Annotated in this window: 8 protein-coding genes; 2 read left to right on the top strand and 6 right to left on the bottom strand. The window is 44.4% G+C overall.

All coding sequences use genetic code 11. From position 1 onward, the window contains the following. Positions 1 to 181: 181 nt before the first annotated feature. From GX089_16155 to GX089_16140, 4 genes are all read right to left on the bottom strand, one after another. On the bottom strand, positions 182 to 1,312 hold the full coding sequence (locus tag GX089_16155) for a family 43 glycosylhydrolase (protein NLP04028.1): 1,131 nt from the start codon (positions 1,310 to 1,312) through the stop codon (positions 182 to 184). 71 nt (positions 1,313 to 1,383) lie between these two features. Then, positions 1,384 to 3,195, bottom strand: a complete 1,812-nt coding sequence (locus tag GX089_16150; GenBank protein ID NLP04027.1) for a family 43 glycosylhydrolase — start codon at positions 3,193 to 3,195, stop codon at positions 1,384 to 1,386. Between the two features lie 33 nt (positions 3,196 to 3,228). After that, a complete protein-coding gene (locus GX089_16145) occupies positions 3,229 to 4,899 on the bottom strand; it encodes a DUF2341 domain-containing protein (protein NLP04026.1) in 1,671 nt (556 codons plus the stop codon). Positions 4,900 to 4,906: 7 nt separating this feature from the next. Beyond that, positions 4,907 to 5,716: a TIGR02147 family protein gene (locus GX089_16140; GenBank protein NLP04025.1), complete on the bottom strand. Its 810-nt coding sequence runs from the start codon at positions 5,714 to 5,716 to the stop codon at positions 4,907 to 4,909. 322 nt (positions 5,717 to 6,038) lie between these two features. Here GX089_16140 and GX089_16135 point away from each other — a divergent pair, with 322 nt between their 5' ends. Beyond that, positions 6,039 to 6,383 (top strand): hypothetical protein, encoded by a 345-nt coding sequence (locus tag GX089_16135; GenBank protein ID NLP04024.1) that lies wholly within the window; start codon positions 6,039 to 6,041, stop codon positions 6,381 to 6,383. Beyond that, on the top strand, positions 6,384 to 7,487 hold the full coding sequence (locus GX089_16130; GenBank protein ID NLP04023.1) for a hypothetical protein: 1,104 nt from the start codon (positions 6,384 to 6,386) through the stop codon (positions 7,485 to 7,487). A 26-nt stretch (positions 7,488 to 7,513) separates the two neighbouring features. On the opposite strand, the gene GX089_16125 is transcribed toward GX089_16130, so the two are convergent. Then, positions 7,514 to 9,583, bottom strand: coding sequence for a response regulator (locus tag GX089_16125; GenBank protein ID NLP04022.1), 2,070 nt, complete (start codon positions 9,581 to 9,583; stop codon positions 7,514 to 7,516). A gap of 275 nt (positions 9,584 to 9,858) precedes the next feature. Next, a partial coding sequence (locus GX089_16120; GenBank protein NLP04021.1) for a response regulator occupies positions 9,859 to 10,161 on the bottom strand: 303 nt, incomplete at its 5' end.

Here is a 10,161-nt window from a genome sequence, read left to right as displayed (position 1 = left end):
GACAAGCCTCCGTAAATACATGAAAGGCTTGCAGAAGAAAAAGAATAAAGTTAAGAATTTCTTTCAACATAAACTTGTCAATTACGCAGCATAGAATGAGAAATATTCAATTGCCGGAATAATAAAAAGGGAAAACTGCTTTCTGAATGAAAGTTTGATCACCTGTCCGATTTTCGGCTTATCAGTAAACTGTCACGGTTCCCGATACACCGGAGATATCACTTTTTTTCCTGATCAGTACCCTTGTACTGAGCGGATATTTACAGTTAAGATCAGACAGTCTGCTTACTCTCCCCTGCAGGTCAAAGAGAGAGAACTTGCGATGTGACTCAAATTTATCAATTAACCTGAAATTTTCCCCTGATCTGGATTGAGTGCCGGTAGAAATTATCCGTGGGACGCCTGTTTTGGTCCGTACTACCTTTTTTATTGTCCCGTCACTGTTGTACTCAAGCTTGTCGATACATACAGATCTGCGATAGGTGCCTCCGCCAGGGAGGTCGCCACTGTGGTAAATGAAATACCAGTTTGATTTGTACTCAATTATTGCCTGATGGTTGGTTTCGGAGTTCTCCAGCCTGTCGTTTATCACCCCGCGATAGGTCCATGGTCCTGTAATACTGTTGCTCGTACAGTATTCGGTTGTTGATGGGTACCCGACAGCATAGGACAGATAATAAATATTGTTTCTCTTGTGAATCCAGGGGGCTTCAAAAAAATTCCTGGCATTGACATTCTGAACCGGTCCATCCATCTCTGTCATGTTGCCCTTGAGCTTCACATACCTGCAAGCACCCCAGGAGCCCCAGTACAGGTACGGAGTTCCATTGTCGATAACGACACAAGGATCGATATTGAGAGTGATAGAATTAGGTGTATTGTCTGTGATAAGCGCCTGCCCGATAGCATCCCTCCATGGGCCCAGCGGATGATCGGCAACCGCCACACCGATGGCAAAACCCTCACCTGCCTTGATTGTCTTGTGTGTCATGGGAACATACCACCAGAACTTACCATTATGCTCCACCACATGCCCTGCAAATGCATTGCCACTTGCCCATGAGAAATTGCCGGGCCTGAGTTTCGAGCCATGATTTGTCCAGTTGACCATGTCTGTAGTTGAAAAAGTATACCAGTCCCGCATGAGGAAAAACGTTCCTTCCCGGGTCTGCTCATCATGGCCGGTGAATACATACAATGTGTCATTGTGAACTATTGCACAGGGATCGGCTGTAAATAGATCTTTAAATACGGGATTCCCGCTGTATTCAGCAGGCTGACCGGACGCACTAAAAAAACATGCTGTAATGATCGCCAGAACCTTAATAAATTCGCGGTTTGTACTCACTTTTACCCCTCTGTCAGAGACATAAATTTCTTACACTACCACACATGAATTACTTTTTCATGCCTTACATTCAGATTGTTCTCCAAAACCAGCAGGTATGTTCCTCTGGTCAAATCGGATGAATTCAACCTGATACTGTAACTTTCCTGTGAGGCTTTTCCAGAAAAGAGCGTTTTTATCAGTTTACCTGAAATCGAGTAGACTTTAAGTGTGGCACTGATCCCATCTTTAATGCAAAGAGAGATTACTCCGTTTTTGTAGTCAACCGAAGAGTTTGTAATCGTTCTCTTTACATCTTTTACATGGGTTGCACATTTACGCAGCCGGTTATCAGAAAAAGAAATAACATCCAGATTCGGTCCCCCTTCGCTGCTCAGGGAGATGAAAGTGATGATGTTGTTACCCTGAAGAAGATCCAATGATACTTTTGCTGTTCTCCACTCTGTCCATGAGCCTGTGGAAGGCATCTGGAGATTGTTTACCTGTACGGTTCCGTTTACAGAAATTGAAAGATTTCTGGCAGCGGATGAACCGTTTGCATAACGCAGAACAAGTTCGAATCGTGAGGCATTATCAGAGCAGATCGAATACGATGCAGTCGTGCCGGTTTCATTATCAAAGTTCAGGTATCCTGAACCGATGAATCCACCATTTACATCTTCAATTACCCCGTCGAAATCAAAAGCATCCTCTCCCTGAATAGATCCGGCACATGGGACTAAACCGGTCTTACCGCCGACACAAACACCGCATTCATCGGTAGAAGCATCACCACCCCAGTCACCATTACAGTCCCGGGTACATGGCTGCTTTCCTGTGTTTCCTCCTACACATGTACCGCATTGATCCAGATAAGCCGTACCATTTTCTACTCCTGCACAATCCTTTACTTCTCTAGGATCACAGGGATTGAAATCTGTATTCACTACAGGCCACCCATCCTGCCAGGTAATAGTGTTGATCTTGAGTTTTGAGGCACCATTCTGGTTGGCATCATAGTAGTGATATGACATGAACTCGTAATTTCCCTCCTTGAAAAGCCCGAAATGTCCGGGGCCGATAAAGCGTCCTCTGGTAGATAAAATCAGGGTTCCGCCATTGCTGCTCGTCCTTGTTCCATTTTTGTCAACAAACGGTCCGAGAGGATTGGTTGACCTTCCGACAAATATCTGATATGTGCTGTTGACTCCGTCACAGCATTTTCCCCTGTTGAAGAAGAGGTAATAATAATCTCCATGCTGAATCGCTGCACCTGCCTCCGGATTGCCATTCGCTACATACGTCAGGTTTGTGCGGTTAAAAGGCATTCCTGTTGTGGTGTCAAGTTCAGTCATGACTATACCATTCCAGAATGATCCATAAATCAGATATGCTTTTCCATCGCTCGTACGCATCACATCCGCATCAATCGCATTATGATTGGAGGAATTATTTGTGTAAACCACCATACCATGATCCTGCCAGTTGGGATTTGTCAGCGATGAGGAAGTAGCAAGCCCGATTGCGGACTGCCGCGATCCAAAACTGGAACAGGAATAGTAAACATGCCACTTGTTATTCATGTAGACCACCTCCGGAGCCCAGAAGTGTCCTCCGAATTCAGGCACATATTGGGTAATCCAGGATGGAAATCCGGATGAGAAAACACGGGAACCCCTGCGCCAGGTGCACAGATCGGTAGAGTAGGCACACTCTACACCATTGCTGGTGTAAAATGTATAGTACCTGTCACCTTCCTTCACAATGTTGCAGGGATCGTGAACTCCATAGTCGTTCTGTCCGTAAGCGGTCATGACGCCTGAGAGAAGTAACAACACAAGAAAGCGCCTTTTCAGATCTCTTTTCATTATAAATCTCCAAAAGGTTTATGTTAGAAATTTTTATTTTCTGAACACCACCAGCACATCCTCTTCTTTCTGGTTCAAATAACACAGCCTGACCCAGTCTGCATCAGGAACTGAGCTTATTACACGCACCTCGTCAATTTTCCCATTGAAGAAATTGAAGCCCTGCAGAGCAGGAAGAGAATCGGGATTCAAATGACATCCAATAGTGAAATCTCCGCCAGTAACTCTAGGAAGATCACTCTGATTGATCAGCATGGTATCAACCACCATTTCACCGTTTACATATAGAATCTGGCGATTTCCATCCCGGACACCTGTAAGGAAAACCCACTGTCCACTAGCTGGAGTAGAGGGCGGGAAAAATTCACTGAACTCCCAGCCAACCTGGTCCTGGTATTCAATAAATTCCCATGAAGGACTGAGATCAGGGAAGCATTTAAACTGGAGATAATATTGGCGATGTCCCTTTCCGGCGAGTCCATGCCATGCGGAATCGATGGAGTTAGCATACGCCCAAAGTGAGATTGAATAGGAACCATCCTCAGGAAAGTCCAGTTTCCCATCAGCAGAACCAGTCATTGTTATGTGGCTCGATACACCATCAAAATACTGTGCTCTGCCTATGACGCCATCCACAGACGATTGATCGCTCATGCCATAAGAGGTACCATTGTAACGATTATAAGTAGCATCAAAGGATGTCGTATTGCCGCTCTCGGCTAGATGCCACACTCCCTGAAAACCATCAGCAGTGTCAAACACAGCACTTCCATCAGACCCATTTTCACAATCCGGGTTCCCCCAGTACATGATAATAGACTGAGAGTTGCTGTTCGGAGAAAGAGTATCGATCCTTACCCACATTTCCGCCCGTTCAGCATCCCTGTCCCATCTTTCTATTTCGAAGTCCAGAAAGGAGTTGTCCGGTTTTGTAAAGCGAATATCGGCTCCGTTTTCCCGGGCCTGACTGAAATCGAAGTTTGCCGATGTCAGTCTTATCAGCACTGGAAAACTGTAGACAGCCTGGTTTATAGGTGCTCCGGATGAGGTTGTGTTGAAGAAAATGCTTCTGGCAAATCTCCACTCCGGATTTACTACAACCACTGTCTCTCCCGACCCCACCTCTATCCCCGACCGTATCACCTGTATTGACTGGTTTTCTTTTGTTGAGTACACGATTTCTGGAATGCTTCCTGACGGGACATTGCCCAGAATCACTTCATGGCTTTCATTTTCCAAAAAAGCGTAGATGTCTGTGCCCGGAATATACACATAACCGGTGCTGTCATTTCTTCTCTCAGGCAGAGCAACTCTAATCTCTCCGGGCATTTCAAGCACCGCGTCTGGGACCGTAACGATATCTCCGTTAGTTCTGACTCCGGTCACAAGCGCACTTGTTTCTTCAGTGCTGCTTCTGGCCAGAATTACATAAGTGCCCTCAGGCAAGTTTTTAAAGAGATACCGTCCCTGATCATCTGTGGTGTCAGAAAAATCTTTCTGAAGATTATCACCCTTTACAGCATCATAATCAGCCGGAAAAAGATGCACATGCGCATTGGGTGCGGGCTTGAGGCCTGCCTGGAAAATCACTCCCATCAGGCTGTTTGTGGTTTCCGATCCTGCACCGGCCAGATTGTCGATCCTAGTGCACCTCAGTACAGCTAAAGCAGACAGAAACGCCAGATATATTATCTCTTTTTTCATGGTCACTTTAATCAGTCAGTGGAAAGAACTGAATGTTCAACTGATAAACCTTATCTGCCATCAGCTCATCTTTGGCATACTTAAGTATCGATTCTCTGAATCCCTTTATCATTTCGTTAACTTTATCCAGATTTTTTTCCGAAATAGTTACAGTGACAGTTGAGATGCTCCGTTTTTCCCTTGGATGCCGTTTCAGCGACTCTATTGCCAGACGCATTGTCTCTTCCTGGAAATTTCTGACAGCGGCGGCCCGGCTGTGCTCACCTGTAGTAATGAGTTTGTCTGTCAAATAGTAGGTGCCGTCAGACCTCTTTTTAATAAGCCCCAGTTTTTTTAGCAAGGCAATAGCTTTTTTTGCCTCTGTTTCGGTGACAGGTGGACTCAGTCTGGCTGCCAGAGATTTATAATCACCTGAAAAGCTGCAAAAATCAAGAAGTGTAAGTATTGCAGTGTAATACCATTTTGTGTAGAACTCATACTGGCTCTCTTCCAGTGAGTGGGTTTTTACCCCTCGTAATGCAAGCAGTTTTTCATAATAAAACTTGCTGTCCCGGTCCGATTTGGCTTTGTTAAAATGGACAAGTGCAGCAAAATACTCGGCATCGGTGCCGGAGAGATCACAGAAATTGATAAATTTCTCAATGGAGTTTTTCCCTATATGGCGTTGCTTCTGGAAAACCTTTACCAGATGAGAGGCATCGATAGAAACCTTGTTTTCCATGTAGCGGAAAGAAAAATAGGGCTTCTGGTTTTTGTTCTCCTCATAATAATCCCTGAGGAAATCTCTATATTCCAAGTATTCTTTTATTGATCTCATACAATCAATATAATCTTAAATTGATGGCTAATCCTGACTGGACATGTTTTTTACACCAGAATCCGATGGCTAAAATGCCCACACTTTTTCTTTGACGGCAAAACTGAGTCTCTGAGATTTTTTCTTTTAGTGTACATCTAATTACCCGCATAAACAACTCTTAACATCCACGCCGTAACCCTGATCTCAGATCCATAAATTGTGAATAAAAATTGTGGCATCTGTCCGTTTATCCGGTTCATTGAATTTGGACCATTATTTGATCTCTATAATAACACCGGCAATACCATCTTTTCCGGATCTGAAGAAGAGGGAGAAAATCATGCGATTTGACCTTAAAAAAACCATCTCTTCAATTGGCGAACTCTTTGATGGAAAAGCAAAGAAGGAGAAGTGTCTGGAGGAAAGTTTAAAGAAGCTGATAAAGCAAACCGATGCACTGCAAGCAACAGTGGATAGACTGACAAGCCGAATGGAATCTCTCGACAAACTCAGTAACAGGATAACAAATCAGCTCTTAAATGTATCCAGATCAAATGAAATAAACATGCAGAAGGGCCGCGAGAAAGAACAGCAGGACACAGAAGTTTCTGAAGAAAAGAATCCTGAAAAAAAGGAAATCGGGAAAATTGATCAAAAACGGTTTAAGATTGAGGTGAAAGAATAAATGCCTACCTACAAAGTTACAGATCCAAAAACAGGCAAGATTTTTGAGACCACCCGCGAAGCTCCCCCATCAGAACAGGAACTGGAAGAGATCTTCGCAAAAATGAACCAGAAGCCTCCTGAGAGTACACAGAAACAACCTGTTCCGGTCCAAAAGGAGAAAAAAGAGGATAATCTACCCACTACCCGGGAAGAGACCAGATACGAATTGGCAAAAGCAGGACGGGAAGAGGGTGGCGAAGAGGAAACTCAGGATGTAATGCTGGATGTCCCCACACTGAAAGTTGATGAAATAAGGCTTAAAGTCGATGATCTGAATGCAAAGGTGTCTCTTAATGCAGCTCTGGCCAATCTGGTTAAAATAAGTGTGGGTGCCGATGTGTCCATTGCCAATGTGGAACTTGACATTAAAGGTGTAGAGGCTCAGGCGCTGCTCAAGGTACGACTGAAAAGAGTATATCAAATCCTGGCCCGTGCCCTTGAAACACTGGATAAAAACCCTGACATCCTTAAAAGTCTACTGGCACCTGTGGGAGAAGCGGTCGGAGAGATTGGAAAGGGAGCTGGAGGGGCTGTCGGTGAAATCGGAAAAGGAGCTGGAGGAGCTGTAGGTGAGATTGGTAAAGGAGCCGGAGGAGCCGTCGGCGAAATCGGAGAAGGAGCCGGAGGTGCTGTGAGTGAAATTGGTAAAGGTGCAGGAGGGGCCGCCGGTGAAATTGGAAAAGGAGCCGGAGGAGCCGTCGGTGAAATCGGAGAAGGAGCTGGAGGAGCCGCCGATGAAATCGGCAAAGAGACAGGACAGGCAGTTGGAGAGTTGGGATCAGAAGCTGCAAAAACTGCTGGACCAGAGGGTCCGGTTGGTGAAACAGTCAAATCAACCACCGGTAATCTGGAAGAGACAACTAAAGGAGCAACTGCACAAAATGAGTCCGTCGCAGAATCACTGAAGGGTAAAACAGAAGATGTTGACCAGGCAATAAAAGGAGAGCATCAGGTAAAAGAAAAAGACCGCAGATATTTCTACCGAAAAGATAAGGATAAGAAAAAAGACAGGAGTGGTACCAGTCAGGTTTTTTCGGAAGATGAAAACGAACAGATGGAATGAGGGCTTTACCCTCTCAACACTGAGAACTACTTAGCGGGTTCATTCCTGTGAAGAGCCCGCTGAATCTCTATGTCAAGCTGGTTCTTGTCATAGGGTTTGGTAAACCATTTATGTATATTCATCATCTCGATGGCTTTTTGATCCGGAGCATATCCGGAAACTACTATCACAATCAGATCATTCTTGATCTCCCTCATTCTCCTTATTACCTGCAGGGGATCCTCGTTTCCTAACTTCCAGTCCATTACTACTATCTGGCACTGTTTAAGATGCTTCTGAAGTCTGGAGACTGCCTGATCGCTGTTTGAGGCTTCCAGAATTGTGTACTTAAACTCAAGCAGAAAAATCTTGAGCACCTCTCTTATCTTGGGATCATCATCCAGAAGCAGTACGGAGGTATGTATCTTGTTGAGCATAAGTGTTCTGGTATCGCTTTCCAGATCCTCTGCATCACTGATTGGTATCTGAATCTTGAATACGGTACCATCAGGACCGCTTTTCTCCACACATATACTGCCATTGTGAAGCATAATTATCCTGCGGGCAAGAGCCAGGCCCAGCCCCGTTCCCTTGCCGGGTTTTTTCGTCGTGAAAAACGGATCAAATATTTTCTCCGTCAATTCTGCTGAAATCCCCGAGCCTGAATCGCTGACCCTTATTATCACATTGTTCGCACCTGACCCCTCTTCAGGACCAGTGCAGGAAACTTTTATACTTCCTCCACCAGGCATGGCATCACGGGCGTTCCCGATAAGGTTCTGAAAAACCCGTTTCAGGTAATCGGGATCCCCCTGAATCCAGAAGGGATTCGAAGAAAGATCCATGGAGAGCGTATAAGAGGGACCAAGCTGATTTCTGAACTGCTGTGTTATTGTTTCCAGAAAACTATTCAGGTTAATGGGTTTGTAATCAAAAGGTTTTTTTCTGCCCAGAGCAAAGAGCTCAGAAATTAAAAACCGCGCGTCAGCCATGGATTCCTTAACAAGCTCCATCTTCCTTCTGGTCTCAGGCTCATTACTCTCTTTCTCTACCATGCTGGTAATATCATTGACTGTCTGAAGGATATTGTTGAAATCATGAGCCATTCCACTGGCCAGAGTTCCCAGAGACTCCATCTTCTGGAATTGAAACAGCCTGTTCACCATCTCTTCACGCTGAGAAATAGCCAGTTCCCTGTCGGTTACATCCGAGATTATCCCCTCGTATGCCGCACTCCCCGACTCCCCCTCAATACCCTGAATAATGCAATCCACAAACTTGCGGTTGCCGTTGAAATCACGAATTTCAAATGTTCCTTTAATCCCGCTCTGTTCAAGCTTCAGAAGATCGGGTGACACAAGGAAACTGCGGAGATTTCTACCCGAAAGAATTTTGGAAGGAATCCCCAGAATAGAGTGACTTGCGCTGTTTGCCCAGAGAAAAGTTCCATGTGAATCGAGAGTAAAAAGCATTTCAGGCAAGCGATGGACAAGGTTGTGATACCTTATCTCTGATGAAACAACCTGCTGGATAGTACGGGAGTTGTTCCGGGAGACAATTGCCCCCAGTCCGGCAACAGTCATGAGCAACCCAATACGAATTGTGTAATCACTGATAAAATTGGACGGCAGTGAAGTATCAGTTGAAAAGGCATAGTAAAGAATGGAAAACCCAATGGCTGAAAGAATTCCACAGTAAATTGATAAACTTGTTTTATGATGAAGAGAGGTGAATGCGATGGCAACAAAATAGGCCCCGAATATTGCACTGGTGATAAAATTGAATCCAGCCCCGTTCAAATGATAGGACCAGAGAATAGCTGTGATTACAGCTACATCGAGAGTTACCATGATGTAAAGGAAATAGATTCGGGACAGACGTCTGGTGCGATGAAACAGATAATAACTGCTGTAGCTCAGAAGTGCGATAATAGCGATTCCCTGAACCAGAAAAGCCTGCTGAGATGTTCTGCCCAGTAAAGCGCTGAAAATAGCAGGGACGGAATAGATTCCCCCTATAATCAACCTTATCCAGGATAACCAGCGCTCTGATTGAACTTCAGCAAGAATTATGGTTTGAGTTTTTCCAACAAAGTTTTTCTGTGTCTCAAAGCTCATAATTGTTTCTCAAATTATTACCATCGTCAGAAAAATGATGGTCTGGGCGTTTACTTAACATTAGATCAGTATAAAAAAATAACTCACGTCTTTTCTGATTCCAATACAGGAATCTAATAATACCATATATGTATTTGCATTTAAACAACTATTTACGGAGTCTGATTCAGTGAAAACCGCACACAATTCCCTGTCTTCTAAACATAATCTAAAAATTAAAAAAAAAGGGAGAATCTTTTATCCCCCCCGAAAACTCAGCATGAAAAACGGATCAATTAAATCTCGGATAATGCCTTCTCGAACCGCGCCGGATCAACTGGTTTTTCAAAAACATCCTTCACATTGTTAAACTTCTCTCCCGGAGCATAGCTCTGAAGAAGGTACTCCGGTTTCCTGATACCAGTAACCAGAAATATTGGAATATCTTTAGTACTTGATTCATCTCTGAACCTGCGGACAATCTCAAGTCCGGTATCTGCATCTTCCATCATAACATCCAGAACAATCAAACCCGGTTTGCTGGCTAATGCAGCCTTAAACCCGCTTTCCCCATCATCAGCACACTCTACCTTGAACTT

Source organism: Fibrobacter sp. (genome assembly GCA_012523595.1).
Taxonomy (GTDB): domain Bacteria; phylum Fibrobacterota; class Chitinivibrionia; order Chitinivibrionales; family Chitinispirillaceae; genus JAAYIG01.
This window is presented reverse-complemented; position numbering and strand designations above follow the sequence as displayed.

Bases quoted from the DNA above. Each gene is read 5' to 3' on its own strand.
- GX089_16125 (NLP04022.1), bottom strand. From the start codon at position 9,583: ATGAGCTTTGAGACACAGAAAAACTTTGTTGGAAAAACTCAAACCATA.
- GX089_16145 (NLP04026.1), bottom strand. From the start codon at position 4,899: ATGAAAAAAGAGATAATATATCTGGCGTTTCTGTCTGCTTTAGCTGTA.
- GX089_16135 (NLP04024.1), top strand. From the start codon at position 6,039: ATGCGATTTGACCTTAAAAAAACCATCTCTTCAATTGGCGAACTCTTT.
- GX089_16140 (NLP04025.1), bottom strand. From the start codon at position 5,716: ATGAGATCAATAAAAGAATACTTGGAATATAGAGATTTCCTCAGGGAT.
- GX089_16130 (NLP04023.1), top strand. From the start codon at position 6,384: ATGCCTACCTACAAAGTTACAGATCCAAAAACAGGCAAGATTTTTGAG.
- GX089_16150 (NLP04027.1), bottom strand. From the start codon at position 3,195: ATGAAAAGAGATCTGAAAAGGCGCTTTCTTGTGTTGTTACTTCTCTCA.